The sequence below is a fragment of the Paenibacillus salivarius genome, from assembly GCF_051307165.1.
GTDB lineage: Bacteria > Bacillota > Bacilli > Paenibacillales > Paenibacillaceae > Fontibacillus.
The window spans coordinates 15,001-40,257 of sequence record NZ_CP195592.1; the positions used below are offsets into that span (position 1 = coordinate 15,001).

At 51.1% G+C, this 25,257-nt stretch carries 27 protein-coding genes, 2 rRNA genes and 1 riboswitch (1 of these 30 only partly in view); of the genes, 27 read left to right on the forward strand and 2 right to left on the reverse strand.

Translation table 11 applies throughout. The features are described from left to right. The 3 genes from ACSFXJ_RS00055 to ACSFXJ_RS00065 form a co-directional block, all read left to right on the forward strand. A 23S ribosomal RNA gene (locus tag ACSFXJ_RS00055) occupies positions 1 to 1,724 on the forward strand; it begins 1,207 nt to the left of the window's first position. A 62-nt stretch (positions 1,725 to 1,786) separates the two neighbouring features. Next, a 5S ribosomal RNA gene (rrf, locus tag ACSFXJ_RS00060) occupies positions 1,787 to 1,903 on the forward strand. Positions 1,904 to 2,161: 258 nt separating this feature from the next. After that, positions 2,162 to 2,587 (forward strand): hypothetical protein, encoded by a 426-nt coding sequence (locus ACSFXJ_RS00065; protein WP_435923228.1) that lies wholly within the window; start codon positions 2,162 to 2,164, stop codon positions 2,585 to 2,587. A 79-nt stretch (positions 2,588 to 2,666) separates the two neighbouring features. On the opposite strand, the gene ACSFXJ_RS00070 is transcribed toward ACSFXJ_RS00065, so the two are convergent. Beyond that, a complete protein-coding gene (locus ACSFXJ_RS00070) occupies positions 2,667 to 3,191 on the reverse strand; it encodes a hypothetical protein (RefSeq protein ID WP_435923229.1) in 525 nt (174 codons plus the stop codon). A 226-nt stretch (positions 3,192 to 3,417) separates the two neighbouring features. On the opposite strand from ACSFXJ_RS00070, the gene ACSFXJ_RS00075 reads away from it, so the two are divergent. The 10 genes from ACSFXJ_RS00075 to rsmI all read left to right on the forward strand — a co-directional run bounded on the left by ACSFXJ_RS00075 (position 3,418) and on the right by rsmI (position 10,929). Beyond that, positions 3,418 to 3,603: a sigma factor G inhibitor Gin gene (locus ACSFXJ_RS00075; protein WP_435923230.1), complete on the forward strand. Its 186-nt coding sequence runs from the start codon at positions 3,418 to 3,420 to the stop codon at positions 3,601 to 3,603. Between the two features lie 125 nt (positions 3,604 to 3,728). After that, entirely contained in the window at positions 3,729 to 5,285 is a 1,557-nt protein-coding gene (locus ACSFXJ_RS00080) for an aminotransferase class I/II-fold pyridoxal phosphate-dependent enzyme (protein ID WP_435923231.1), read from the forward strand. 10 nt (positions 5,286 to 5,295) lie between these two features. Beyond that, positions 5,296 to 5,922 (forward strand): dTMP kinase, encoded by a 627-nt coding sequence (gene tmk / locus ACSFXJ_RS00085; RefSeq protein ID WP_435923232.1) that lies wholly within the window; start codon positions 5,296 to 5,298, stop codon positions 5,920 to 5,922. A gap of 128 nt (positions 5,923 to 6,050) precedes the next feature. Next, on the forward strand, positions 6,051 to 6,380 hold the full coding sequence (locus tag ACSFXJ_RS00090; RefSeq protein WP_435923233.1) for a cyclic-di-AMP receptor: 330 nt from the start codon (positions 6,051 to 6,053) through the stop codon (positions 6,378 to 6,380). 39 nt (positions 6,381 to 6,419) lie between these two features. Continuing rightward, positions 6,420 to 6,863 (forward strand): YaaR family protein, encoded by a 444-nt coding sequence (locus ACSFXJ_RS00095; RefSeq protein ID WP_435923234.1) that lies wholly within the window; start codon positions 6,420 to 6,422, stop codon positions 6,861 to 6,863. A 27-nt stretch (positions 6,864 to 6,890) separates the two neighbouring features. After that, on the forward strand, positions 6,891 to 7,865 hold the full coding sequence (gene holB, locus ACSFXJ_RS00100; RefSeq protein ID WP_435923236.1) for a DNA polymerase III subunit delta': 975 nt from the start codon (positions 6,891 to 6,893) through the stop codon (positions 7,863 to 7,865). Between the two features lie 94 nt (positions 7,866 to 7,959). Then, positions 7,960 to 8,760, forward strand: a complete 801-nt coding sequence (locus ACSFXJ_RS00105; protein WP_435923237.1) for a PSP1 domain-containing protein — start codon at positions 7,960 to 7,962, stop codon at positions 8,758 to 8,760. A gap of 86 nt (positions 8,761 to 8,846) precedes the next feature. Then, complete coding sequence (locus ACSFXJ_RS00110) at positions 8,847 to 9,215, forward strand: initiation-control protein YabA (RefSeq protein WP_435923238.1); 369 nt, start codon at positions 8,847 to 8,849, stop codon at positions 9,213 to 9,215. A gap of 62 nt (positions 9,216 to 9,277) precedes the next feature. Continuing rightward, the gene (locus ACSFXJ_RS00115; RefSeq protein WP_435925642.1) at positions 9,278 to 10,039 is read left to right on the forward strand and encodes a tRNA1(Val) (adenine(37)-N6)-methyltransferase; all 762 of its coding nucleotides are present in this window, start codon (positions 9,278 to 9,280) and stop codon (positions 10,037 to 10,039) included. After that, on the forward strand, positions 10,036 to 10,929 hold the full coding sequence (gene rsmI / locus ACSFXJ_RS00120) for a 16S rRNA (cytidine(1402)-2'-O)-methyltransferase (RefSeq protein ID WP_435923239.1): 894 nt from the start codon (positions 10,036 to 10,038) through the stop codon (positions 10,927 to 10,929). Before ACSFXJ_RS00115 ends, rsmI begins: the two co-directional genes overlap by 4 nt. A gap of 106 nt (positions 10,930 to 11,035) precedes the next feature. On the opposite strand, the gene ACSFXJ_RS00125 is transcribed toward rsmI, so the two are convergent. Beyond that, positions 11,036 to 11,290, reverse strand: a complete 255-nt coding sequence (locus ACSFXJ_RS00125; RefSeq protein ID WP_435923240.1) for an AbrB/MazE/SpoVT family DNA-binding domain-containing protein — start codon at positions 11,288 to 11,290, stop codon at positions 11,036 to 11,038. Between the two features lie 297 nt (positions 11,291 to 11,587). On the opposite strand from ACSFXJ_RS00125, the gene ACSFXJ_RS00130 reads away from it, so the two are divergent. The 14 genes from ACSFXJ_RS00130 (at position 11,588) to ACSFXJ_RS00195 (ending at position 24,576) form a co-directional block, all read left to right on the forward strand. Further along, entirely contained in the window at positions 11,588 to 12,874 is a 1,287-nt protein-coding gene (locus tag ACSFXJ_RS00130; protein ID WP_435923241.1) for an HD domain-containing protein, read from the forward strand. Between the two features lie 16 nt (positions 12,875 to 12,890). Continuing rightward, a complete protein-coding gene (locus ACSFXJ_RS00135; RefSeq protein WP_435923242.1) occupies positions 12,891 to 13,661 on the forward strand; it encodes a TatD family hydrolase in 771 nt (256 codons plus the stop codon). Between the two features lie 190 nt (positions 13,662 to 13,851). After that, a riboswitch (cyclic di-AMP (ydaO/yuaA leader) is annotated at positions 13,852 to 14,063 on the forward strand. A 260-nt stretch (positions 14,064 to 14,323) separates the two neighbouring features. Beyond that, positions 14,324 to 15,460 (forward strand): G5 domain-containing protein, encoded by a 1,137-nt coding sequence (locus ACSFXJ_RS00140; RefSeq protein ID WP_435923243.1) that lies wholly within the window; start codon positions 14,324 to 14,326, stop codon positions 15,458 to 15,460. 234 nt (positions 15,461 to 15,694) lie between these two features. Further along, positions 15,695 to 16,168 carry an IS200/IS605 family transposase gene (gene tnpA / locus ACSFXJ_RS00145; RefSeq protein WP_148450401.1) on the forward strand — a complete coding sequence of 158 codons (474 nt, stop codon included), beginning with the start codon at positions 15,695 to 15,697 and terminating at the stop codon, positions 16,166 to 16,168. Positions 16,169 to 16,352: 184 nt separating this feature from the next. After that, a complete protein-coding gene (rnmV, locus tag ACSFXJ_RS00150) occupies positions 16,353 to 16,913 on the forward strand; it encodes a ribonuclease M5 (protein WP_435923244.1) in 561 nt (186 codons plus the stop codon). A 2-nt stretch (positions 16,914 to 16,915) separates the two neighbouring features. Next, positions 16,916 to 17,806 (forward strand): 16S rRNA (adenine(1518)-N(6)/adenine(1519)-N(6))-dimethyltransferase RsmA, encoded by an 891-nt coding sequence (rsmA, locus tag ACSFXJ_RS00155; RefSeq protein WP_435923245.1) that lies wholly within the window; start codon positions 16,916 to 16,918, stop codon positions 17,804 to 17,806. A gap of 97 nt (positions 17,807 to 17,903) precedes the next feature. Next, complete coding sequence (yabG, locus tag ACSFXJ_RS00160) at positions 17,904 to 18,800, forward strand: sporulation peptidase YabG (RefSeq protein ID WP_435925643.1); 897 nt, start codon at positions 17,904 to 17,906, stop codon at positions 18,798 to 18,800. A gap of 144 nt (positions 18,801 to 18,944) precedes the next feature. After that, entirely contained in the window at positions 18,945 to 19,220 is a 276-nt protein-coding gene (gene veg / locus ACSFXJ_RS00165; protein ID WP_435923246.1) for a biofilm formation stimulator Veg, read from the forward strand. 164 nt (positions 19,221 to 19,384) lie between these two features. After that, complete coding sequence (locus ACSFXJ_RS00170; protein WP_435923247.1) at positions 19,385 to 19,567, forward strand: protein sspF; 183 nt, start codon at positions 19,385 to 19,387, stop codon at positions 19,565 to 19,567. A gap of 158 nt (positions 19,568 to 19,725) precedes the next feature. Next, positions 19,726 to 20,580: a 4-(cytidine 5'-diphospho)-2-C-methyl-D-erythritol kinase gene (gene ispE / locus ACSFXJ_RS00175; RefSeq protein ID WP_435923248.1), complete on the forward strand. Its 855-nt coding sequence runs from the start codon at positions 19,726 to 19,728 to the stop codon at positions 20,578 to 20,580. Between the two features lie 62 nt (positions 20,581 to 20,642). Further along, complete coding sequence (purR, locus tag ACSFXJ_RS00180; RefSeq protein ID WP_435923249.1) at positions 20,643 to 21,473, forward strand: pur operon repressor; 831 nt, start codon at positions 20,643 to 20,645, stop codon at positions 21,471 to 21,473. 193 nt (positions 21,474 to 21,666) lie between these two features. After that, positions 21,667 to 21,951, forward strand: a complete 285-nt coding sequence (gene spoVG / locus ACSFXJ_RS00185) for a septation regulator SpoVG (RefSeq protein ID WP_055105386.1) — start codon at positions 21,667 to 21,669, stop codon at positions 21,949 to 21,951. A 122-nt stretch (positions 21,952 to 22,073) separates the two neighbouring features. Next, positions 22,074 to 23,480 carry a bifunctional UDP-N-acetylglucosamine diphosphorylase/glucosamine-1-phosphate N-acetyltransferase GlmU gene (glmU, locus tag ACSFXJ_RS00190; RefSeq protein WP_435923250.1) on the forward strand — a complete coding sequence of 469 codons (1,407 nt, stop codon included), beginning with the start codon at positions 22,074 to 22,076 and terminating at the stop codon, positions 23,478 to 23,480. Between the two features lie 142 nt (positions 23,481 to 23,622). Continuing rightward, positions 23,623 to 24,576, forward strand: coding sequence for a ribose-phosphate diphosphokinase (locus ACSFXJ_RS00195; protein WP_435923251.1), 954 nt, complete (start codon positions 23,623 to 23,625; stop codon positions 24,574 to 24,576). The last annotated feature ends 681 nt before the right edge of the window (positions 24,577 to 25,257 follow it).

A 25,257-nucleotide genomic window follows, 5' to 3' on the forward strand; every position in this document is an offset into this window, starting at 1 on the left:
TATGGCTTGATGCTTTGCATCAGGGGTAGGGGAGCGTTGAATGCGGGTTGAAGTCAGACCGGAAGGACTGGTGGACTGCATTCAAGTGAGAATGCCGGTATGAGTAACGAAAAGATCAGTGAGAATCTGATCCGCCGAAAGCCTAAGGGTTCCTGAGGAAGGTTCGTCCGCTCAGGGTAAGTCGGGACCTAAGGCGAGGCCGAAAGGCGTAGTCGAAGGACAACAGGTGGAAATTCCTGTACCACCGTAAACCGTTATGAGCAATGGGGTGACGCAGTAGGGTAGTGACGCGAGCTGATGGATGCTCGTCCAAGCAGTGAGGCTGATGTGTAGGCAAATCCGCACATCGTTAAGGCTGGGCTGTGATGGGGAGGGAAAATTTACAGTACCGAAGGTCATGATCTCACACTGCCAAGAAAAGCCTCTAGCCAGGTGAAGGTGCCCGTACCGCAAACCGACACAGGTAGGCGAGAAGAGAATTCTAAGGCGCGCGGAAGAACTCTCGTTAAGGAACTCGGCAAAATGACCCCGTAACTTCGGGAGAAGGGGTGCCTCGGTAGGGTGAATAGCCCGAGGGGGCCGCAGTGAAAAGGCCCAAGCGACTGTTTAGCAAAAACACAGGTCTGTGCGAAGCCGCAAGGCGAAGTATACGGGCTGACGCCTGCCCGGTGCTGGAAGGTTAAGGGGAGTGGTTAGGGAGCAATCCCGAAGCTATGAACTGAAGCCCCAGTAAACGGCGGCCGTAACTATAACGGTCCTAAGGTAGCGAAATTCCTTGTCAGGTAAATTCTGACCCGCACGAATGGCGTAACGACTTGGGCGCTGTCTCAACGAGAGATCCGGTGAAATTTTAATACCTGTGAAGATGCAGGTTACCCGCGACAAGACGGAAAGACCCCATGGAGCTTTACTGCAGCTTGATATTGGACTTTGATACGATTTGTACAGGATAGGTGGGAGCCTAGGAAGCCGGAGCGCCAGCTTCGGTGGAGGCGCCGTTGGGATACCACCCTGATCGTATCGGAGTTCTAACCTGGTACCGTGATCCGGTGCGGGGACAGTGTCAGGCGGGCAGTTTGACTGGGGCGGTCGCCTCCTAAAGAGTAACGGAGGCGCCCCAAGGTTCCCTCAGAATGGTTGGAAATCATTCGAAGAGTGCAAAGGCATAAGGGAGCTTGACTGCGAGACTGACAAGTCGAGCAGGGACGAAAGTCGGGCTTAGTGATCCGGTGGTACCGCATGGAAGGGCCATCGCTCAACGGATAAAAGCTACCCTGGGGATAACAGGCTTATCTCCCCCAAGAGTCCACATCGACGGGGAGGTTTGGCACCTCGATGTCGGCTCATCGCATCCTGGGGCTGAAGTAGGTCCCAAGGGTTGGGCTGTTCGCCCATTAAAGCGGTACGCGAGCTGGGTTCAGAACGTCGTGAGACAGTTCGGTCCCTATCTGTCGTGGGCGTAGGAAATTTGAGAGGAGCTGTCCTTAGTACGAGAGGACCGGGATGGACGCACCGCTGGTGCACCAGTTGTTCCGCCAGGAGCACAGCTGGGTAGCTAAGTGCGGACGGGATAAGCGCTGAAAGCATCTAAGCGTGAAGCCCCCCTCAAGATGAGATTTCCCAACTAGTAAGACCCCTTGAAGACGACGAGGTTGATAGGCTGGGGGTGGAAGCACAGCAATGTGTGGAGCTGACCAGTACTAATCGGTCGAGGGCTTATCCAAAAAACTAAACACGCAAATGAAGTTTCGTATCCAGTTTTCAGGCGATCAAAACGCTTGAACCGTTTGGTGGCGATGGCGGAGGGGTTCCACGCGTACCCATCCCGAACACGACCGTTAAGCCCTCCAGCGCCGATGGTACTTGGACCGAAGGGTCCTGGGAGAGTAGGACGCCGCCAAGCAAAAATGAAGAGCAGTGCAGAGAAACTCCTCGGCACTGCTCTTTTTTATTGCATTTCATGTATATAATGCAAGATGTATTTTATTTTCAGATCCTATCAAAAGGAATGTAACCTTTTTGTTACCGACAGGGGTTGGACTGACGTTATAATTAAGATTGGCATCTTATCAATAGGTTTTAAGGCCTATCCGCACTCAATATCAGAGTTGGCGCTAAGGAAATGATACGGTCAAAGATAGATGGTAAGGAGGAATACGACATGCGGCAAAGAGGGATTGGATATTCCTTATGCTTCATGGGAGTGGTCTTGATGATGATCTTCGTCATCGCAGGCTGTGCGGCTTCCGAGCCATCCTGGACGACATTTGTCGGGTCGGCGGTAGAGAAGAGCTTTCCTATTCCTAAAGAAGCTAAAAAAACGGAAACAGCGATGAACAATACGAAAATGGACTATATACATTATTCATTGTCGGGTCTTCGTGAAAGCAGCGGTGTGCCGGAGGCATACCAGAAGGCAATTACGGAGTGGGGATGGACCGAGAATATGGAAGAAAGCAAGGGAACAACACGGGTATACCAGAAGGATAAATTGATTGTTCAATTAACGATTCATGATAACGCTTTTACCGTGCTGGTTCCGAAATTGGATGATAAGGCCGTCATTCAGGGCATAGAGAGCCCTTAAAAAAGCCTGTTTTCTGCTCGTCGCAGAAGACAGGCTTTCCATTTAATCTTTTGTAGGATTCGAATATGTAACCAAGGGTTCAAGGCATGTAATAGGAGGTGTCCTGCTCGTTGAATTTAATCATGCCGGTTTTCGGTTGTTTTCTTAATCCGGCGAGAATGTAAAATCGCGGGGCAAGGAACCAAAGATGCCACAGGATCAGGGAAATCGTAAAGGAAACCGGCGACCATGGAATTAAGATGGCGATGATACAGCAGCCGATCCAAGCGACATGAAGATGTACCCGGCTGAAGGTGCTGTAGCTGACATATTGATCCGGCAAATAACCGAACCACGGAATTTGTTTCGTAAACCGCCATCGTTTTCGGGTGGAATGGTTGATGATGATTAGCACGGATCTGGAAATGACGAAATGGATCCAGAGCACGACCGGGACGGCAAGCAGGAAAAAGAAAATGCTGGTCCACGAAATAAACACCGTCTCTACAATAAGCCAAATCACGGGAAGCGTGAGGAAGCTGTAGATCAGGGGCTTCGGCAGTACGATCTTTTTAAGCAGCCTATAGTGGTAAAACGTTGCATTAGTTCCGGATTCAGCAGGCATTGGCGACAATAAACCTCCTTGACTTACTTGGATACGGTCTCCATCAGAAGGACATACCTCTATTTATATATCGGAAAAAAAGAAAGAAATTTTGAGATACCCGCCGTACAAACACGCAACACTCGATGATGGCATATATATAAAATCAGAGGACCGACTATGAAAAGGTTTAAAATAGTAGAATCTGTGCCATACTGGTAGTAAAACAAACAAGGTGGGATCGACAATGGATGAGCTTACCGAAAATACATGTATTATCTGCGGTGAACCGAAATCCGACGGCATTCATATCATAACTGAATTCATCTGCGACGCTTGTGAGGCGGAGATGGTGCATACGGATGTACAAGAGGAGAAATACCATTTTTTCATCCACCGCATGAAGCAGATTTGGGTAGAAAAGAATGTATAGAGAAGAATCCTAAGGGACCTGTTCAAAGAAATAACGGGTCCTTTTATATTGCCCTCCGTAGGAGGTAAGCGGTACAATGAAGCGAAAGAACTTTATCAGACAAGCCGGAAGGAACAGAACGAACCTTGATTATAGATGGGAAAAATCAAAAAGCTGCGAAAGCGCCGCTTTACGAGGCGTTACAGCAATATAAAGCGAAACGAGATGCATCCTTCCATGTGCCGGGCCATAAGGACGGTGCGGCACTCGAGGGGGCGGACCGGGGCGGCGAGCTTGCCCGGGTCATGGAGATCGACGTGACGGAGATTACCGGCACGGACGATTTGCACCATCCGCAAGAGGCGATCCGCGAGGCACAGGAGTTGGCGGCGGAGGCGTTCGGGGCGGAGGAGACGTTTTTTTTGGTTGGCGGCAGTACGTCCGGCAACCTGGCACTGATCCTGAGCGTGTGCACCGCTCCGGGCGATGTCTTGCTCGTGCAGCGCAATGTGCATAAATCCGTCATCCACGGATTAATGCTGGCGCATGCGCACGCCGTGTTTCTGGCGCCGCAGCTGGACGGCGCCAGCGGGCTCGCGACCATCCCGTCCGCGGAGACGGTGCGTGAGGCCCTGCGCCGCTATCCCGGCGCCAAGGGGCTGCTCGTCACGCACCCGAACTACTACGGGATGGGCGCTTCGCTAAAGCCGCTGGCCGAGCTGTGCCATGCCGGCGGCGTGCCGCTGCTCGTGGACGAGGCCCACGGCGCTCACTACGGGTTGCACCCGGCCCTGCCGGAGGGTGCGCTTAAAGCGGGCGCGGACGGCGTCGTGCAGTCCACGCACAAAATGCTGACCGCGCTTACAATGGGCGCGATGCTACATGTGCAGGGCGGCCTGCTCGACCGCGGCCTGCTGCGGCAGCGGCTGGCGATGGTGCAGAGCTCCAGCCCGTCTTACCCCATCATGGCTTCGCTGGACATAAGCCGCAGCCTGCTGCATTCCCAGGGGCCCGCATTCTTCGAACGCGGCCTTGCTGCCGCCGCCAAGCTTTGGCACGGCCTGTACAGCCTGCCGCGCTTTGGCCTACTGCAACCGGGCGCAAGCGGAGCCGATGCTGCATATGCTACACAAGACCCCTTCAAGGCCGTGCTGTATGACCGGACCGGTCAGTGGAGCGGGTATCAGCTGCAGGAACTGCTAGAAGCCGAAGGTTGCGTTCCGGAAATGAGCGACGATCGATATGTCGTTCTTGCTCTCGGTCCGGGTTCCCGGAAGGAGGATATCGACCGTTTGCTGAGGGCTTTGGAAAGAATGGACGCTACCGTACGCCCATCGCAAATCGGCTCGAATCCTTCCGGGGTGGATACGACGCAGGATTCTTCGACTAAATCACTTTCCACGTGGAACATTGATTCCGTCTCCTCGCCGGTCGCTTTTCATCTACAACCGATTTCGATGGAAGAGTCGGAGCCCCTTCCGCTGGAGAATAGCCGCGGACGCCGGGCGGCGGAAATGATTATTCCTTACCCCCCGGGGATTCCGCTGCTGTATCCCGGCGAGGAAATCAGCGGCCGGGTCCTTGACGATTTAATCAGGCTGCGTGACGCCCGGGCGAAATGTCAGGGCCCGGCGGACGTAACGCTCGGAACAATCCGGGTAATCAAGAAAAGGAAAGAAAGCAGGGAAAGCATTGGACGTTAGAAGACGAGGTTTGTTTATCACGATAGAAGGAGGCGAAGGCTCCGGAAAAACTTCGATCATGGATGAATTGGGTCGGACGCTCGAAGAACGGGGAATCACCTATATGAAGACTCGGGAGCCCGGAGGCATCACGATTGCCGAACGCATTCGCGAGGTGATTCTAAACCCCGTTCATACGGAAATGGATGGCCGAACCGAAGCGTTACTGTACGCGGCGGCCCGGAGTCAGCACTTGGCGGAGAAGGTTGAGCCCGCCCTGGCTCAGGGGATAACGGTGCTTTGCGACCGCTTTATCGACAGCAGCCTGGTTTATCAAGGCCATGCCCGCGGGCTGGGAATGGATGAAGTGCTGGCGATTAACTTGTTTGCCACCGGAGGGCGATTTCCGGATATTACATTTTACATGGATGTGGAGCCGGAGGTCGGTCTTGCGCGAATTGCAGCGGGACAGGGCCGGGAAGTGAACCGACTGGACCTGGAGGATATCGATTTTCACCGGAAAGTAAGAGAAGGCTACCATATGCTCTTAAAAATGTACCCGGAACGCATCCGGACCGTTGACGCTTCCGGTACAAGGGAAGAAGTGGCAGCGCGAATGAAGCGGCAACTTGCCGCGGCATTAGAGGATTTTGAGTGATAAATGTCAAATAATACAGATGTGGTTAAAAAACCTATAAGACCTAGCAATACGTCGAAGGCAGGCTTTGGGATTATAGCCGCGACTAGAGGTAGTCTTATAAAAAACGAAACGAGGAGGAGCTGCAAATGAAACTGATCGTTGCGATTATTCAGGACAAGGACAGCAACCGGTTATCGAGCGCGCTTGTAAAGGAAAATTTTCGGGCGACGAAGTTAGCGAGTACCGGCGGATTTTTGCGGGCAGGAAACACGACGTTTATGATCGGGGTTGAAGACAATCAGGTCGAATCCGTGATGACCGTGATCCGAAACAGCTGTAAGGTCCGTGAGCAGCTGGTGACTCCGGTGACGCCGATGAGCGGAACCACCGATTCGTATTTGCCTCTCCCTGTGGAGGTTCAGGTAGGTGGAGCCACGGTTTTCGTCCTTCCTGTCGACCGGTTTGAACACTTCTAGACAATACCTTTTTAATAGAACGAAACGGCGGTGATAGCTTTGAAAATAGATCCTGGTTACAGGCCTCTCAAAAGCAGTTTGGGGGTCACCGACAATGCGGCCAAGCCGGTACAATCGAAAAGCTTCTCCGACGTCATGCAGCAGCATGGCGAGCAGGCGTCCAAGGAGGAGCTTAACCGCAGGTTGAAGGAAATTCAGCTTCAAGGCGACCGGCTGGCCCGTTCCATGACGGTCCGGGAATTGAAGGCGTACCGCCTGCTCGTCAAACGTTTTCTGGAGGATACCGTCCGCCGAGGCGTAGGGATCAAGGAATCCCGTGGCTGGGACCGGCGGGGGCGCGGCAAACGTTATAAATTGCTGGATGAAGTGGATGCGGCCTTGCTTTCTCTGGCTGACGAACTGCTGGAGACCGAACAGGGCAAGATCGATCTTCTGCAGAAGATCGGCGAAATTCGCGGAATGCTAATCAACATATGCTTCTAGGATGCTGGAGGAAGGTAGAAACAAGCTATGTCCTTTAAGGAAATTATCGGGCAGGAGGCTGCAAAGCAATTGCTGCAAAGCGGCCTCCGCCATCAACGGATATCCCATGCCTATATATTCAGTGGACCGCCGGGAAGCGGGCAGAAGGAAATGGCGCTAGCCTTTGTCCAGGCGCTCTTTTGTACCGAGGGTACCGACGATGCTTGCGGGGAATGCCTGGAATGCCGCAAAGTGCTGCACGGCAATCACCCGGATTTGCATCAAATCGCACCGGAAGGTTCCACGATCAAAATCGACCAGATCCGCGATTTGCAGCGGATATTTTCATACCGTTCGGAGAATGGAAACCCGAAAACCTATATTATCGAACAAGCCGATAAAATGACGGTACAAGCAGCAAACAGTCTGCTTAAATTTTTGGAGGAGCCTCCTTCACCGGCGGTCGCGATCCTTTTGTCGGACAATGGACGAGCCCTTCTCCCCACGATCCAATCGAGGGCCCAACTCGTTCCGTTTAAGCCGCTCGATCCGGAGACCATGCTGCAGAAATTGTCCGGCGAAGGCTTTCCGGGAACATTGGCCCGAACCGCGGTTCATGTGGCCGCAGGGCTCGAAGCGTGCCGCGAGCTTCTCAACCAGAATTGGTTTGCAGAAATTAGAAACGTAGTGTTACAATTAGGGAAGGAAACCGCTGGCCGTGGCGGATCTCCTATCGTAACAGCGCAGCAACAAGTTATTAAAGCCGGATTAGGCGAGCACTTGGACATGCTGTTTGACCTTTTCCATTTGTGGTTCAAAGACATGATCCATGCGCTTTATCAAAGACATGACCGGATCGTTTTTATAGATGAGTTGGATTTCATTACAAAACAGGCTTATTCCCGAAGCGCTCAGCAATGGATAGACGCGATGGCGCTTGCGGCGGAAAGCAAGAAGAAGCTCCGTCAGAATATGAATGGCCAGCTCTGCCTGGAACAATTCCTGATCGAGATCGGCGGGTAACCGCCATCATACAGATAAACTTTCTCCCGTGCAAGAACATGGGTTTTTTAAAGTGTTTGCCAGGTTTTCTAAAGGTATACGAGGGGGTTAGTTTTTGTACACTGTAATAGGTGTCCGCTTCAAGAAGGCGGGCAAAATATATTACTTCGATCCGCTAGAGCTTCCGGTTGAAAAGGACCAGAACGTCATCGTCGAAACGGCGCGCGGAATCGAATACGGGAAAGTGGTCGTCGGAAAAAAAGAGGTCGGGGAGAACGATGTGGTGCTTCCGCTCAAAAAGGTCATTCGGATCGCCGACGAGACCGACGCCCGTGTTGTCGAGGAGAACAAGTTTGCGGCAAAGAACGCTTTTGCCACATGTTTAAATAAAATTAAAGACCATGATCTCAAAATGAAATTGGTGGACGTGGAATTTACGTTTGACCGCAATAAAATCATTTTTTATTTTACGGCTGAGGGACGTGTCGACTTTCGCGAACTGGTTAAGGATTTGGCCAGCATCTTCCGTACGCGGATCGAGCTTCGGCAGATCGGCGTCAGAGACGAGGCGAAGATGCTTGGCGGGATCGGACCTTGCGGTCGTGTCCTCTGCTGCTCCTCCTGGCTCGGCGATTTTGAGCCGGTTTCGATCAAGATGGCCAAGGATCAGAGCTTGTCGCTGAACCCGACCAAAATTTCCGGTCTTTGCGGCCGATTAATGTGCTGCTTGAAGTTTGAGCACGATAATTACGAAAGCGTCAAAGAAGAGCTCCCTTCGGTAGGCAAACTGGTCGTTACCTCCATGGGAGACGGCAAAGTGGTCGGACTGAACAGCGGAGCGCGTACCGTGCACGTACAATTATTCGAAATCGGCAAGGTCAGGGAGCTTCCGCTCGATGATGTCGTTGTGAAGTAGAAATAAAAATTAAATCGCACCCTGAATTGCTTCGTGATCAAGAGATAACCTTTTTAACTACCTTTTAATGACTCTGGGGTGGGAACTTGGAGAATAAAGATGTTTTCAATCATATGCAAGCGCTGGAGAAACAAATGGGTAAAGTTCACGGCCACTTTAGCACCCTGATGCTCGAGGTGAAGCGGCTTCTTGAGGAAAACCAGCAGCTTCGCCTGGAGAACGAGAAAATGCGCAAAATTTTGAAGGGGGAGAACGGAGAGGGCAACTTGCCGCAGAAATCCCCGGTTCTTCCTGCTCCCGTTCAAGGGGACCCAGAAAGCATGGATCTCGTGGGGGAAGGGTATGATAATCTGGCGCGCCTGTATCATGAAGGTTTCCACATTTGCAATGTCTATTACGGGCATTTGCGGACCGAGGGCGACTGTCTGTTCTGTTTGTCTTTTTTGAATAAATAACGAACCTTTACCGTAGGGAACTTGCCTACGGTTTTTTTTAAAATGATCAGGATTGGAAGATGATGGTGAAAAATCAAGTAGAGATTTACGAGCAAGAAAGAATTGATGATTTGCTGACGCATGAACTCGGCATCATACAGAGCGACGAGGTATTCAGCTTCTCGATGGATGCCGTTCTGCTGGCCCGGTTTGCCCAGGTCCCCAAGTATGGTAAGATTCTTGATTTATGTACGGGAAATGGGGTTATTCCGCTGCTACTGTCGACACGGACGTCGGGTATGATCGAGGGCATAGAGATTCAACCCCGTTTGGCGGATATGGCCCGGAGAAGTGTGGAGATGAACGGTCTGCAGGAAAGGATCACCATCCGGGAAGGCGATCTGCGCGAATTGGTTAAAGAAACGGGGCATGGCGCTTACGATGCTATTACGGTGAATCCGCCCTATATGCCGCTGACGGGAGGAGACTTGAAAATCAATGCCCATCAGGCAATCGCCCGTCATGAAATCCATTGTACCCTGGAGGATGTGGCCGCGGCTTCCATGAGGCTGGTTCGTCCCGGCGGAAAGGTGTTTCTCGTACATAAACCGCAGCGGTTGGGGGAGATCCTGACGGTATTCCGAGCGTATCGTTTGGAACCGAAGGCGATTCGCTTCGTACATCCCCGTATGGGAGCCGAGGCGAATATGGTACTGGTTGAAGCGCTTCGTGACGGCAAACCGGATGTACGGGTGCTGCCTCCGCTGATTGTATACGATGAGCAAGGACAATACTGCCCCGAAATCATGAATATCTACTACGGACCGAATGAGGTAAGATCATGAGCCTAATTATTCAAAAAAGCTTTGAAGAACGCAAGGAAGGATCACACGGCAAACTGTATCTCGTCGCAACACCTATCGGCAACCTCGAGGATATGACGTACCGGGCGATAAGAACGCTGCGGGAAGCCGATATCATCGCGGCGGAGGACACGAGACAAACCCGTAAATTGCTGAGCCATTTTGAAATAACGCCAGGGAAACTTCTCAGCTATCATGAACATAACAAGGCGGCAAGCGGCCCCGAATTAATTCGCCTTATAATAGAAGGAAAAAATTTGGCCTTGGTTAGCGATGCCGGTCTCCCGGCCATTTCCGATCCTGGGAGCGATCTGGTGAAGCTGGCGCTCGAGGCGGGAATATCGGTGATTCCAATCCCTGGCGCGAATGCGGCCTTGTCCGCGCTCATTGTCTCCGGACTGCCTACGGAGCGTTTTCAATTCGTCGGATTTTTACCGCGTGACAACAAGGAGCGGGACAGCTTGCTCCATTCGCTGCAAGACGAAGAACACACCCTGTTATTGTACGAATCTCCCCATAGGCTGGTTAAAACCTTGGAGGCGCTGCTCGGTGCGCTTGGGGATCGTTCCGTCGTATTGGCCCGCGAATTGACTAAACGTTATGAGGAAATGGCGAGAGGTTTAGTAAGCGAGTGCCTGCAATGGCTTGAGGAGCATCCGCCGCTCGGAGAGTATGTGATTGTGGTTTCCGGGGCTAACCCGGACGAGGTGAAGGAAAAGAAGGATGCCTGGTGGCAGCAGCTATCCATAGAAGATCATGTGAGTCACTATGAGGAGCAAGAGGGGATTTCCCGTAAGGAAGCTATGAAGAAAGCCGCCGCCGACCGGGGGGTATCCAAAAGGGATATTTACAAGAAATTACTAGAGGAGTAAAAAAAAGGGGCCTTCACAGGCCGGGTTCAAGCCTGGAAGGCACCAAGGAGATATGAAAAAGGTTAGAATTAACAGTTTTCAATAAATCTATTATATACTATAAATCTTAATTTGTCACAGGGGTAGGAAGCTCAGTGAGACATTCCTGGCAAATAATTTTGCCTTTGAAGTATGTGACATTCTCGGCGTTGCCGCAGAAGATGCAAGCAGGCTCATATTTCTTCAGCATGATCCGTTCACCGTCGACATAGATTTCAAGGGCATCCTTTTCTCCAATACCGAGCGTACGGCGCAATTCGATCGGAATGACGACCCGACCCAATTCGTCTACCTTTCTTACAATACCTGTTGATTTCATCATAACTGATAATAGCTCCTCTCGCTATAAATTAAAAGTGTCATTATTCGACAAACTTCTATCTTTTATGATAATTATGATACCAACCATTGCCATAACAGTCAACCTATTTATGGTAGAGTTCTTTTAAATTTCTAATTTTAAATATTGATAGGGCTTGCCATAACGGCAAATGATGCTATAATCACCTCTTTTTCAGCGTTCGACATATTGGAAAACCATGATATTACAATGTTCGACACCATTCGACACAAACCAACCGGTTCAGTCACAAATATACAAGAAAGGAGCTTTTGAAAAATGAGAATGCCGCTTTCAGAAGAAAAAGTATTCAAAGATCCGGTGCATAACTACGTTCATGTTCAAGACGAACTGATTTGGTCTCTCATTAATACGCCGGAATTTCAGCGTCTCCGGAGAATCCGCCAATTGGGAACCTCTTATTTGACTTTTCACGGGGCGGAGCACAGCCGATTTTCCCACTCGCTGGGAGTTTATGAGATTACCCGGCGAATTATTTCGCAATTTGAACGGGCAAATTACCCCGATTGGCCAAAAGAAGAAAGAATGGTCGCTCTTTGCGCGGCTTTGCTTCACGATCTGGGGCACGGTCCGTTTTCGCATTCGATCGAGCAGGCATTTCAAATGCATCATGAAGACTGGACCTGCAAAATATTGCTGGGTGACACGGAGGTCGGTACGGTCCTTCGCCAGGTAAGCCCCGACTTTCCCGAAAAGGTGGCCGCCGTCATCCGCAAGGATTACGAGCACCCGATTGTCGTAAACCTTGTTTCCAGTCCGCTCGACGCCGATCGGATGGATTATTTGCTGCGTGACGCCTATTTCACCGGGGTCAATTACGGGACGATCGACATGGACCGAATTTTGAGAATGCTGCGTCCGTTCCAGGGAAGAATTGTCGTAAAGGAATCAGGCATGCATGCGGTGGAAGACTACCTGATGTCCAGGTATCAGATGTACTGGCAGATCTATTTTCACCCGGTAACCCGCAGCTCGGAAATTATTTTGCGGCAAATTTTCCGGCGGGCCAAGGAGCTTTACGCCGAAGGCCATTCATTCGCCTTCCTGCCGGACCCGCTACCGGGCCTATTTCGGGGCAACTTGACGGTCAGGGATTATCAGCTGCTCGACGAGGCGTTGGTGCAGACCGCATTTATGCAATGGCGTAAAGAACCGGATGAATTACTGAGCGATCTGTGCGGCCGGTTTTTAGACAGAAAACTGTATAAATATGTAGAAACGGATGCAATCGACCTGGAAACGATTGACGAGATTCGCCATGCTTTTAAGGCGGCGGGGCTCCATCCGGATTACGATCTGGAAATTGATTTTCCGACCGATCTGCCTTATGATGTGTTTCGTCCGGACGGCGAATCCCGGGACAAGCAGATTCTGCTGCTCGACCGGCAGGAACGGCTTCGGGAAATTTCCGAAGTTTCCGACATCGTGCGCTCGATCAGCGGGCTGCACCGGGGAAGATTTCATTTGTACTTTCCGGATAATAAATTGGCGGCTTTCAAAGACCGTTTACCGAAGGAAATCGCTAAACTATTCGATTTGTCATAGCTAGGGAGGATGCATAATGGAGTTATTCGATACACATACGCATATGGATGCGGCGCAATTTGACGGCGATCGGGAGGAAGCGCTTCAGCGTGCGCTGGATCAAGGGGTAACGCGGATGATCAATATCGGTTTTAACCGTGAGACTATCCCGACTACGATGAAGCTCGCGGAATCTTATGATTTTATATATGCCGCTGTCGGCTGGCATCCGCAGGACGCCATTACAATGAAAGAAGAGGATTTGGACTGGATTGCCGAACTTGCCAAGCATGAGAAAGTTGTCGCGATTGGCGAAATCGGACTTGATTATTATTGGGATACGTCCCCGAAAGACGTGCAACATGAAGTGTTCCGCAAACAAATCCGTCTGGCGCGGGAGCTCAAAATGCCGATTTGCATCCATAACCGCGATGCGCATGAAGACGTAGTACGCATTCTCCGTGAAGAGAAGGCCGATGAAATCGGCGGGGTTATGCACTCTTACTCGGGGAGTTGGGAAATTGCCAAAATGTGTCTGGATTTGGGATTTCATTTGTCGTTTGGCGGACCGATTACGTTTAAAAATGCAAAACAACCGAAAGAGGTCTTGGCGAAGACTCCGCTTGACCGTTTGCTGATCGAAACGGACGCCCCATATTTAACACCTCATCCATTTCGTGGAAAGAGAAACGAGACCGGACATGTCCGGTTGGTTGCCGAAGCCGCGGCTGAATTAAAAGGGATTTCCGTGGAGGAACTGGCAGAAATTACAACCAGGAATGCGCTGGAACGATTTGGAATTCGGTGAAATCGGGAGGAAAACCGATGAAAAAAGGAGCAAACGAGAAAGATTAATGCATTTTAACCAACTGAACCGAGTTTATTACATTTTTTTAACCATTTATTAAAATAAACGTTCTTGATTGATCCTTTACAACCTGCATCGAAACAGGATAGAATCTTTTCAGTAATCATTTTGGAGGATTACATGGTTCCATGAACCAGTCTCGCTGAATCTCCGGCAAACGGAGAACGGGGGAACCAAATGCAGCCGGCAGGCATAATGGCCAATCGGTTTGTGGTTGATTTCTTCTTGGGTCATTGGGGTGAATTCGAGGTCATTGCGCCATGAGCGAATGAACTGAGAAAGGGCGGGTCTCTCGCGTCCTAACCCGACAGCTAACCTCGTAAGCGTACAATGAGAGGGCAAACTCGTGCATCCTATTACATCAGGACGATCCGGAAGCCACGAAAGAGAGCCTCTTACTCTTTCTTTAGGCTTCTTTTGTTTTGAATAAACGTAGTAGGGTCATCATACTGTTGTATACAGGAGGTGACAATGCCGAGAAGACTGGGGCAGGATGCGAAGTACGGGTCACGAAGAACGTATTTCGTAAAAATGAAATGTAGTCACGTCAAATTCAAGCTAAATCGTTCTAGACGGCGGGACTATGAAGGAGGACGGAAGAAATGGGCATTTTCCGCAAATTGGAGACCCATGAATCACGCTCATCCAGCATGTCTTACGCAATGCGGTGGAAACAAGAACATTTACGTCAAGCAGCGGTTGTAGGCTTGTTAGCCATCGCGGTAGTTCTCATCATCCTGATTTGGGTTTACGGGCAAAGCAGCAAGAAAGTTCATCTGGTGGTCGACGGGGAGAGCCAAACGATCGAAACCCGCCAATCGCTGGTCAATGAAGTATTGGACGAACAGTCCATCGTACTGAACCGGGGGGACGAAGTGTCGCGTCCGCTCGACAGTAATCTTGAAGACGGTGACCGGATCGTCATTGAGCGTGCGGTTCCGGTTCAAGTCAGCGTAGACGGTAAGACAACCATCCATTACACGACAGAAGACAGCATTCGGAAGACCATCGAGGAACTCGGGATTACGTTGAACCAGGACGACAAAGTTACTCCTGCGCTGGACAGCAAAGTGAGTGAAAATCTGGACATCAAGATCGTACGAGTGACCAAACAAACGGTACAGTCCAAAGAAAATGTGCCATTTTCCGTGGTAAAGACTTCTGACGAGTCGTTGCTAAAAGGTAAAACCAAAGTGGTTTCCGAAGGCAGCGAGGGTGTTGTCGTGCATAATATCGAAAAAGTTTATGAAGACGGAGTCTTCGTGTCCAAGCGTTGGCTTGGCAAAGAGGTCGAGAAGGAGGCCTCGCCGAAAGTGGTCGCCGTAGGCACGAAGAAACCGACAGCCGTTGCAGCCGCAAGCATTTCCCGTACTGGAGATTCGGTGAATATCAGCGGACTGACGACGAAAGGCGGCGTCTCGTTTAAATATAAAAAAGTACTTAAAAACGTGACCTTAACCGCATACTCCTCGGAGGAAGACGGAATCGGCACGCGTACCGCCTCCGGCACCCGCGTGACGGAAGGCCGGACGATCGCTGTCGACAAAAGCGTCGTTCCTTTGGGATGGTGGGTCTATATTGAGGGCATCGGCTTCCGTAAAGCGGAGGACACCGGCGGTGCCATCAAAGGCAATAAAATAGACGTTTATTACGATTCCCTGAAATCGGCGGAGAACTTCGGCCGTAAGAAAGGGCGGACCGTATATGTCATCGGACCGACCAAACCGGAGCTCAACTAACCGCCGCGTTTACTTTGGGCAGGGAATGATATAATATTAGGATGATGAATAAGACACGGATAAGAAGAGGAGAATTCCTCTTCTTTTTGTTGCGGCTTTAGCCAGTTGAGCTCGCGAAGCGTGCGAAACAAAAAACCACCCGCTATGCGGGTGGAGGGATCAAGGGTTTGACCAACAAGACCATTCCAATAAAATTGAGATGTTCAGGCTCAATAATGAAAGGAATGGTCTTAGATGGCAAACAAGAGCTATAGTCTAGCTCACACGAAGTGGATGTGCAAATACCACATTGTGTTCACCCCGAAGTATAGACGGAAAGAAATTTATAATCAAGTGAGAAAAGACTTGATCGAGATTTTCAAGCGTTTGTGTAAATACAAGGGAGTGGAGATAATAGAGGGCCACATGATGCCGGATCATGTACATATGTTAGTAGCAATTCCCCCAAAAATCTCAGTATCATCATTTATGGGATATCTGAAGGGAAAAAGCTCGTTGATGATATTCGAGAAACACGCGAGCTTAAAGTATAAGTATGGGAATCGGAAATTTTGGGCGGAAGGATATTACGTCAGTACTGTTGGCTTAAATGAGGCCACCGTCGCAAAATATATACGTGAGCAAGAAGCACATGATCAAGCAATTGATAAACTGAGCGTGAAAGAGTATGAAGATCCCTTCAGCAGGAACAGCAGCAAGAAGAAGTAAACCAGTTTAACTGGTAAGTGAAAGTGACAAATAACACTGAGCCTGAACAATTTTATTGTCAGGCTAGCGTCTTTAGGCGCAGTTTGGCAACAGGGGGTTATACCCCAAGAGCAAACCACCCGTTGGACGGGTGGTTATGATTGTAATTATGACTTTAATAAATGTTGGGAAGGTTGAGAAGTGCATGATCAAAGAGGTCATTGTGGTGGAAGGCCGGGACGATACCGTCGCGGTGAAGCGGGCGGTGGAAGCCGACACCATTGAGACCGGCGGTTCGGCGATTAACGAGACGACGCTGCGGAAAATTGAGCTGGCGATGGAGCGGCGCGGGGTGATTATTTTCACGGATCCCGATCATGCCGGGGAGCGGATCCGTAAAATCGTGGCCCAGCGCGTGCCGGGCTGCAAGCACGCTTTCCTGCGTGAGGCCGACGCCACCAAGGGCGACGATATCGGCGTCGAGAATGCGTCGCCAAAGGCGATTCGCGAGGCGCTTTCCCGCGTCCGCAGCGAGGCCGTCCCTGGAGCGGAAGAAGACCTCAGGCAAGTGGAGTGGGAAGACTTGCTGGAAGCCGGACTGATCGTGCACGAGGATGCGGCAGCCCGCCGGCGTTTTATGGGCGAACGGCTCGGAATCGGATATTGCAACGGCAAGCAGTTTTACAAGCGCCTTGGGATTTTCCGGATTAGCCGCGCGGAATTTTGCGACGCACTGGCCCAACTCAAGAATGAAAGGGGCGAATAACTGTGGAAGTAAGAGAAGATGTGTCTACGCCGCGCCGGACGAAGGAAATTATCGAGAGGCACGGTTTTTCGTTTAAAAAGAGCCTTGGCCAAAACTTTCTGATCGACCAGAACATTCTGGCCAAGATCGTCGGAGCGGCCGGGTTGGACAAGTCCAAGGGGGCGCTGGAGATCGGTCCGGGGATCGGCGCATTGACGGAGAAACTGGCCCGGGAAGCGGGGCGCGTAGCCGCCGTCGAAATCGACCAGCGACTGCTGCCGATCCTGGAGGAAGTGTTGGCTCCCCATCCGCATGTAAAAGTCATTCATGGCGATGTCCTGAAGCTTGATCTTCATGCTTTGTTTGCGTCCGAATTCGCGGAATGCAGCTCGGTCAGCGTCGTGGCCAATCTGCCATACTATGTGACGACCCCGATTCTGATGAATCTGCTGGAGGCCGGGTTACCTCTGGAAAATATCGTCGTGATGATTCAAAAAGAGGTCGCCGAACGGATGGCCGCGGCCCCCGGCGGGAAAGACTATGGAAGCTTGAGTATCGCGGTTCAGTACTATAGTGAACCGGAGCTTGTTTGCACTGTACCCCACAGTGTCTTTATTCCGCAACCGAACGTGGAGTCCGCGGTTATTCGCCTGAAGGTACGTAAGACGCCTCCGGTGGACGTCGAGGATGAATCCTTTTTCTTCGAAGTGGTCCAAGCCTCCTTTGCCCAACGGCGAAAAACGATTGCCAACAACCTCAAAACCCGTTTCTTCCCGGGAGAGGGCCGGGAACGGCTGGAATCGTTGCTTGCCGAAGCGGGCATAGCTCCGTCGCGGCGCGCGGAGACGCTGAGCCTGCAGGAATTCGCGGGCCTTAGCAATACGTTTTTTAAAGCCGGTTTAAAAAAGATATAAGCTTTTTGATTTGCCTCGTGATCAAAAGATGACTTTTTGAATTACCTCTCGGAACCAATCCCTGGGTTCGCCCATAGGATGGGTTGAGGTGATTGATTTGACGAATTTGGGTGACTTGGTCGTCCGCAAATCGTACGGTGGGGATGTGACTTTTCGGGTCGAGAACATCGTACGGGAGCAGGCCATCATAAAAGGAACGGAATTTCGTTTGCTGGCGGACGCTCCTTTGACCGACCTGATGAAGGTAAGTCCGAGCGCTACGGGCGAAAAAACGCAGCGGGCGCGGATCAAGGCTACCGAATCGCTGGAACGGCTGCATAAGGACCGGCAAGAGCTGACGGAGCGAAGCCATTCCGTTTTGGGACGGGAGTGGTATACCGCCGGAGAGCCTTCGTTTTTCGAGGTACCGGGAAAGGTGCTCCATTTGGACGGAGACGAGCGGTATTTGAAAAAGAGCCTTAGCCTGTACGAAAAACTGCGCGTCCCGGCACAGGGATATTACGTCACCGAGTCGCAGATGGCCGGCGCGCTATACCGCTTGCTGCCGAGTATTCAGCCCGATGTGGTCGTGATAACCGGCCATGATGGAGTTCTGAAAAATCGGCCGACGGCGGATCTTTATAATTTATCGAGCTATAAAAACTCCAAGCACTTTGTCGAGGCGATTCAGGCCGCACGCAGGTATGAACGCAATTTTGACGCTTTGACCATCGTGGCCGGGGCATGCCAGTCGCATTTTGAGGCGCTGCTCCAGGCGGGGGCCAACTTTGCAAGCTCGCCGGCACGTGTACTCATCCATGCGTTGGATCCGGTATATATCGCCGCCAAGGCCGCTCTGACGCCCATTCGCGAAACGATCCATATTACCGACATACTGAGCCATACCATCAGCGGAACGCAGGGCGTGGGTGGAATCGAGACGCGGGGAAGTTACCGGATTGGACTGCCGAAGCTTGTAGATCTGTCCGCCTTGAAGGTTGTCCCTTCCATGTAATTTCAGAAAAAGGCCGTTTGCCGAAAGTGTCGAAAAAAAATCGTTGACAACCTTTTTTTCATGCTGATATAATTATTTATTTCAACTTGACAAGCGACTCCCTTTCTTGTTATAATGGACAAAGAAGGAAGGTGGTCACAGGCAATGGCTAAAAATGCGCTGAATGAAATAAAACACAGTCTCGAGGCTCACGTTGGACAAAAGATTACACTGCGAGCTAATGGAGGTCGACGTAAGACCGTCGAACGCACCGGTGTATTGGAGGAGACCTATCCTTCGGTCTTTATCGTGAAGCTGGATGAAGATCAGCAAACTTTCAAACGTGTGTCTTACAGTTATGCCGATATTCTCACCGAATCCGTTGAAGTCATGGTTTGTGGCGATAACAATGAAATGCGGTTGTCGTATAATAAACCTTGAATTACATGATGATTGAAGCAACCGGCCCTCGCGCGTCAGCGCAGGGTCGGTTTTTTGTATGTACGCACCCGGTGGACATGATTCCACTGCCGAATGAAGGCACGCGAAAGGGCACATACTACAGACGTTATTTTAATCTATCGCTTCCTAAGGAGGAATGGTACATGTCGCGCAGAAGGCGAAGCATCATGTCCGAAGACTTGAAGGTTGAACTGGCGAAGGATCTCGGATTTTACGATACCGTCCGTGAAGAAGGATGGGGCGGGATTAAGGCCAAGGATGCGGGCAATATGGTGAAAAGAGCAATCGAGCTTGCCGAGCGGGCCGCGTCCAGGAAAGAGCCTTAGTTTGAAGCAAGGTAGATGCGACGGGCTTCCCAATCGGGAGGCCCGTTTGTTTTTGCTGTCTTCCGTGCATAGACGAAAAGCTTAGTTTTTTTTATAATATGTTAAGTCTGGTTTTGTACGGTGATGGAATTTACGGAAATGGAAAGTGGGTGAGCGTCTTGAAAATTTACGAAAAAGCGCCGGCGAAAATTAACCTGATGCTTGACGTCTTACATAAACGGCCGGATGGCTACCATGAAGTGGAAATGATCATGACGATGGTGGATTTGGCCGACCGGTTGGAAATGAGCGCTCTCCCCAGGGATACGATCATTATATCGAGCCAGGCGGGCTATATTCCGCTTGACGAAAAGAACTTAGCCTTTCAGGCCGCCAAGCTGATTAAAGAGCGTTATGACGTCCGCAGCGGCGTATATATACATTTGGACAAGAAGATACCGGTTGCCGCGGGGCTTGCCGGAGGGAGCAGCGATGCGGCAGCTACGCTTCGCGGATTAAACCGGTTATGGAAGCTCGGCATTCCCGAGAAGGAATTGATGGAGCTCGGCGCCGAGCTTGGCTCGGACGTTCCATTTTGCGTAACGGGGGGAACGGCGCTGGCCACCGCACGGGGGGAAAAGCTGACTCCACTAAAAAATCCGCCTCAATGCTGGGTGATTCTCGCCAAGCTGCCGATCAATGTATCGACCGCGGATGTTTACGGACGACTGAAGAGTCAAGAAATTACGAATCATCCTTCCGCAACCCGCATGCAGGAAGCCATCGAGCAGGGTTCGTTCGCCGGGATCTGCGCGGAGCTCGGGAATGTGCTCGAAGGGGTTACCTTACAGCTATACCCCGAGGTGGCTCATCTGAAAGAAACGATGATTCGGCTTGGCGCCGACGGCGTACTTATGTCGGGCAGCGGGCCGACCGTGTTCGGTTTGGTTTCCAAAGAGTCGAAGGTCCCGCGGATTTATAACGGGCTGAGGGGCTTTTGCAAAGAAGTCTATGCCGTAAGACTGCTTACTTGAACAGAGACGTACATCAATGGTATATTCTCTATAAAATATTCGGATTTAGCGAGGGGTACTTCGTGAAAAAATTGAAAAGAAGCGCTCGATTGGTGGATATGACGCAATATTTGTTATCCCGCCCCCATCAATTGATCCCGCTTACCACGTTTGCGGAACGGTATGAGGCGGCCAAGTCCTCGATTAGCGAAGATTTGGCGATTATTAAAGAAGTGTTTGAGGAAGAAGGCACCGGCGAGTTGCAAACTTTAGCAGGCGCGGCCGGTGGAGTGAAGTATATGCCGATGGTCGGACGGGAACAGGCACTCCACTTTATCCATCAACTATGCGAGAAGCTGTCCGAACCCGATCGTATTTTGCCGGGCGGATATTTGTACATGTCGGACCTTTTGGGCTTGCCGGGGCTGATGAACGAAGCGGGCAAGCTGTTTGCGACCGCCTTCGCGAAACGCGACATCGACTGTGTCATGACGGTGGAGACAAAAGGGATTCCGCTCGCTTACGCAACGGGTGCGGAATTGAACCTGCCGGTCGTGTTGGTCCGCAGAGACCATCAGGTGACGGAAGGTTCGGCGGTGAGCATCAATTATGTTTCAGGCTCGCACAAAAGTTTGCATACGATGACCTTGTCACGCCGGGCGATGAAGCAAAAGTCCAAAGTATTGATCGTGGACGACTTCATGAAGGCGGGCGGTACGATCCGGGGAATGGTGGATCTGCTTGCCGAATTTGATGCCGAAGTGGCAGGAGTAGGCGTTCTGGTCGAGTCGGGGGAAGTGGAGTCGGATGAGCGGTTGCTCCAGGACTATGTCTCTTTGGCTACACTCCGGGCGGTAGATGCCAAGGGCAAGGAAATTTCAGTAGAACCCGGGAATTATTTCTCCAAAAATTAATCTTCCAACAGGATAGAGAGTTTTGTCGATTTTTTGTTGAACAGTCAAGGTTTGCGGCGAATCATGTCGAAAAGCCAGCCAACACAAAAAAATTCCTGATTTTAGGCCATAATGTTCATTAAAAAAAGAGGATTTCCGTTTGCTATGTGGAATATTACACCAAGTCTCTGATGGAAAAAGGTGGTGAACACATATGCAAATTACGGACGTAAGACTCCGCCGAGTCAGCTCTGAAGGCAGAATGAAAGCGATCGCATCCATTACCATCGATAATGAATTTGTTGTTCATGACATTCGCGTTATCGACGGGAACAATGGCATGTTTGTAGCTATGCCGAGCAAGCGTACTCCTGACGGGGAATTCCGGGACATTGCGCATCCGATTTCTTCGGGTACACGCGAGAAGATCCAAGCTGCTGTCCTGGCAGAGTACGAGCGTGCTGCCGAGCAAGAGGAAGTCATTGAAGAAGGGGCTTAAGTCGCAGTTTTGTCTCAACCAATTGGGGTTCGAGAAAAGAGAGCCATACGCATGGCTCTCTTTTCTTTTTCTCCTAAATGAGATATATTCAGTAATGAGTTCAAGAGAAGGAGGCCGGGGCCTTGAAAAGATTTGCGATTGTTCTTGCCGCAGGTCAGGGAAAGCGCATGAAGTCGAAGCTCTACAAAGTGCTCCATCCCGTTTGCGGCAAACCGATGGTCGGGCATGTCCTGGACACGGTTGAAAAAGTCCAATGTGAGCGCAGAATTGTAGTTGTGGGCCACGGAGCCGAAGCGGTGAAATCTTATCTGGGAACAAAAGCCGAGTATGTGCTGCAGGAGCAGCAACTTGGAACCGGGCATGCGGTCAAGCAAGCCGGGGGACTGCTCGGTAAAGAAGAAGGTACAACGATCGTCATTTGTGGCGACACTCCGCTGGTCAAGGAAGAAACGTTGGAAGCAATGCTTAGCCTTCACGAAGGAAAGGGAGCGGCAGCTACCGTATTAACGGCTTCCATGGATCAACCACAGGGGTATGGTCGCATTATCCGGGACACCGAAAATGGTTCCGTCGTTCGGATTGTCGAGCAAAAGGATTGCTCCCCTGAGGAAGATGCGGTTAAGGAAATTAACACGGGAACCTATTGTTTTGATAATGCAAAGCTGTTTGCGGCACTGGAAAAAGTAACGAACAGCAACGCACAGCAAGAATACTATTTGACGGATGTCATCGGCATTCTGGTCAATGAAGGCGAAGTCGTGGAGGGTTACCTGACGAGCGACTATTCGGAGTCCATCGGTGTCAATGACCGTTTGGCGTTGTCCGAAGCAGAAGGTTTCATGCGGGAGCGGATTAACCGGAAGCATATGCTGAACGGGGTTACGATTATTGATCCGAGCTCGACTTACATTGGCGCGGATGTGTTTATCGGTTCGGATACGGTGATCTATCCGGGAACCACGATTTCGGGCAAAACGGAGATCGGCGAGAATTGCGTCATCGGACCGGCCGCGGAAATTGAAGACTGCCGTATCGATGATGGCGCAAAGGTGAAACAGTCGGTACTCTGCCAGGCGGAAGTCGGCAAGGAGACGACGGTTGGGCCTTTCGCTTATTTGCGTCCAGGTGCAAAACTGGGCGAGCATGTCAAAATCGGCGACTTTGTGGAAATTAAAAACGCAACGCTCGACGACGGCTCCAAGGTTTCGCATTTGAGCTATGTCGGGGACGCCAAGGTAGGTAAAAACGTAAATATCGGCTGCGGTGCGATAACGGTTAACTACGATGGGTATAATAAGTCCATTACGGAAATCGAAGACGACGCGTTCATCGGCAGCAATGTGAACTTGATTGCCCCGGTGAAGGTCGGCAAGGGTGCTTATGTTGTGGCAGGTTCCACAATTACGCAGAAGGTACCGGACAATGATGTGGCCATCGCGCGCAACCGGCAGGAAAACAAGCCGGGCTATGCCGAGAAGCTTCGCGCACGCGCAAAAGCCAAGAAACAGAAGCAGGAACAGGAATCATAAAATCGAATCGAATGTTGTCAGGCATGTTGCAGTAGGATCGTTCGACTATGGCGCGGCCTCTTTTTGCGGAATCATCAGGATGCAATGCATTTCAATGACGGGATAGTTATCTATCTACACAGCACGGAGGGTATTAAAATTTATGACTTATTGTGATTCTAAACTGAAAATATTCACTTGCAACTCCAATCCCAAGCTGGCTCATCAAATCGCCGATTATATCGGGATTCCGATGGGGGAATCGGAGACGACGAGTTTTAGTGACGGCGAAATTCAGGTCAAGCTTTCCGAGAGCGTTCGCGGCTGCCATGTGTATGTGGTTCAGTCCACTTGCGCTCCAGTCAACGACAACCTGATGGAGCTTCTGGTAATGGTGGATGCATTGAAACGGGCTTCAGCCAAGAGTATTAACGTCGTTATTCCGTATTACGGTTATGCCCGTCAAGATCGGAAGGCGCGTTCGCGTGACCCGATTACAGCCAAGCTGGTGGCCAACCTTATCGAAAAAGCCGGCGCACACCGCGTTATTACGATGGACTTACATGCAATGCAGATCCAGGGCTTCTTTGATATTCCGGTGGACCATATGCTCGGCGTACCGATTCTTGCCCAATATTTCCGCTCGAAAAATATCCCGAATCCGGTCGTTGTATCCCCGGATCACGGCGGTGTAGTACGGGCTCGCAAGCTTGCGGATTTCTTGAACGCGCCGCTGGCGATCATCGACAAGCGCCGTCCGGAGCCGAATGTCAGCGAAGTTATGAACATCATCGGGAATATCGAAGGGAAAACCGCGATTCTCGTTGACGATATCATTGATACGGCCGGGACCATTGTACTCGGCGCCAATGCGCTGAAGGAAGGCGGAGTCGAGGAAGTTTACGCGTGCTGTACGCATCCGGTTTTGTCCGGTCCGGCGATGGAACGATTAGAGAACTCTCCGCTGAAGGAAGTTATTGTTACAGATACCATTCCGATCACGCATCCGCATCCGACCAGCAAGCTGAAAGTGTTGTCCGTTGCTCCGTTGATGGGCGAAGCGATTATTCGCGTCCATGAGGAGCTGTCGATCAGCAAGCTGTTCGAGATCGAATAAAGAGAGCCGGCGTCCTGCTGCAAATGAAGGGTTGCATCCTCCTTGGCGAGGAGCAACCCTTATTGATATTTGGAGGTCACCCACCCAAACCGGGAGAACACCCACCCAAACCCTCCCTCTAGGGAGGGCCCCCCAGGGCGCTGCCCTAGGGGATTACCCGAAATGGGGGGAACGTGGGAGTGACAGAGGCGCTCCTGCGCGGCTGTCCCCTTCGGGGATACGCCTTACTGTGGTGCATGGAACGCTTATCCCCCTTCGGGGCCGCTTAACTATTGGATGACCTGTGCTGCCTGTATGCTGGAGAATACTGCTGCTTTCTGCTCACCCGGGTGGCTTTACTGCTGCGAGCGCTTTTCTCCCCTCGGGGGTCCGCTACATTTGGGGCGCTCCTGCTGGGGAGCATGAATGGGAGAAAGGAGCAACAATTGGCTGGATGACTTCTACTCCGTGCAAAGAGGCGCTCTCCCTTCGGGAAACGCTTAGGTCCGTGCAGGAAGAATGAGCAACAATTGGCTGGATGACTTCTACCTCGTGCAAAGAGGCGCTCTCCCTACGGGAAACGCTTAGGTCCGTGCAGGAAGAATGAGCAACAATTGGCTGGATGACTTCTACTCCGTGCAAAGAGGCGCTCTCCCTTCGGGAAACGCTTAGGTCCGTGCAGGAAGAATGAGCAACAATTGG

Bases quoted from the DNA above. Each gene is read 5' to 3' on its own strand.
- ACSFXJ_RS00065 (WP_435923228.1), top strand. From the start codon at position 2,162: ATGCGGCAAAGAGGGATTGGATATTCCTTATGCTTCATGGGAGTGGTC.
- ACSFXJ_RS00070 (WP_435923229.1), bottom strand. From the start codon at position 3,191: ATGCCTGCTGAATCCGGAACTAATGCAACGTTTTACCACTATAGGCTG.
- ACSFXJ_RS00075 (WP_435923230.1), top strand. From the start codon at position 3,418: ATGGATGAGCTTACCGAAAATACATGTATTATCTGCGGTGAACCGAAA.
- ACSFXJ_RS00090 (WP_435923233.1), top strand. From the start codon at position 6,051: ATGAAACTGATCGTTGCGATTATTCAGGACAAGGACAGCAACCGGTTA.
- holB (WP_435923236.1), top strand. From the start codon at position 6,891: ATGTCCTTTAAGGAAATTATCGGGCAGGAGGCTGCAAAGCAATTGCTG.
- ACSFXJ_RS00115 (WP_435925642.1), top strand. From the start codon at position 9,278: ATGGTGAAAAATCAAGTAGAGATTTACGAGCAAGAAAGAATTGATGAT.
- rsmI (WP_435923239.1), top strand. From the start codon at position 10,036: ATGAGCCTAATTATTCAAAAAAGCTTTGAAGAACGCAAGGAAGGATCA.
- ACSFXJ_RS00125 (WP_435923240.1), bottom strand. From the start codon at position 11,290: ATGATGAAATCAACAGGTATTGTAAGAAAGGTAGACGAATTGGGTCGG.
- ACSFXJ_RS00130 (WP_435923241.1), top strand. From the start codon at position 11,588: ATGAGAATGCCGCTTTCAGAAGAAAAAGTATTCAAAGATCCGGTGCAT.
- ACSFXJ_RS00135 (WP_435923242.1), top strand. From the start codon at position 12,891: ATGGAGTTATTCGATACACATACGCATATGGATGCGGCGCAATTTGAC.
- ACSFXJ_RS00140 (WP_435923243.1), top strand. From the start codon at position 14,324: ATGGGCATTTTCCGCAAATTGGAGACCCATGAATCACGCTCATCCAGC.
- tnpA (WP_148450401.1), top strand. From the start codon at position 15,695: ATGGCAAACAAGAGCTATAGTCTAGCTCACACGAAGTGGATGTGCAAA.
- rnmV (WP_435923244.1), top strand. From the start codon at position 16,353: ATGATCAAAGAGGTCATTGTGGTGGAAGGCCGGGACGATACCGTCGCG.
- veg (WP_435923246.1), top strand. From the start codon at position 18,945: ATGGCTAAAAATGCGCTGAATGAAATAAAACACAGTCTCGAGGCTCAC.
- ACSFXJ_RS00170 (WP_435923247.1), top strand. From the start codon at position 19,385: ATGTCGCGCAGAAGGCGAAGCATCATGTCCGAAGACTTGAAGGTTGAA.
- spoVG (WP_055105386.1), top strand. From the start codon at position 21,667: ATGCAAATTACGGACGTAAGACTCCGCCGAGTCAGCTCTGAAGGCAGA.
- ACSFXJ_RS00195 (WP_435923251.1), top strand. From the start codon at position 23,623: ATGACTTATTGTGATTCTAAACTGAAAATATTCACTTGCAACTCCAAT.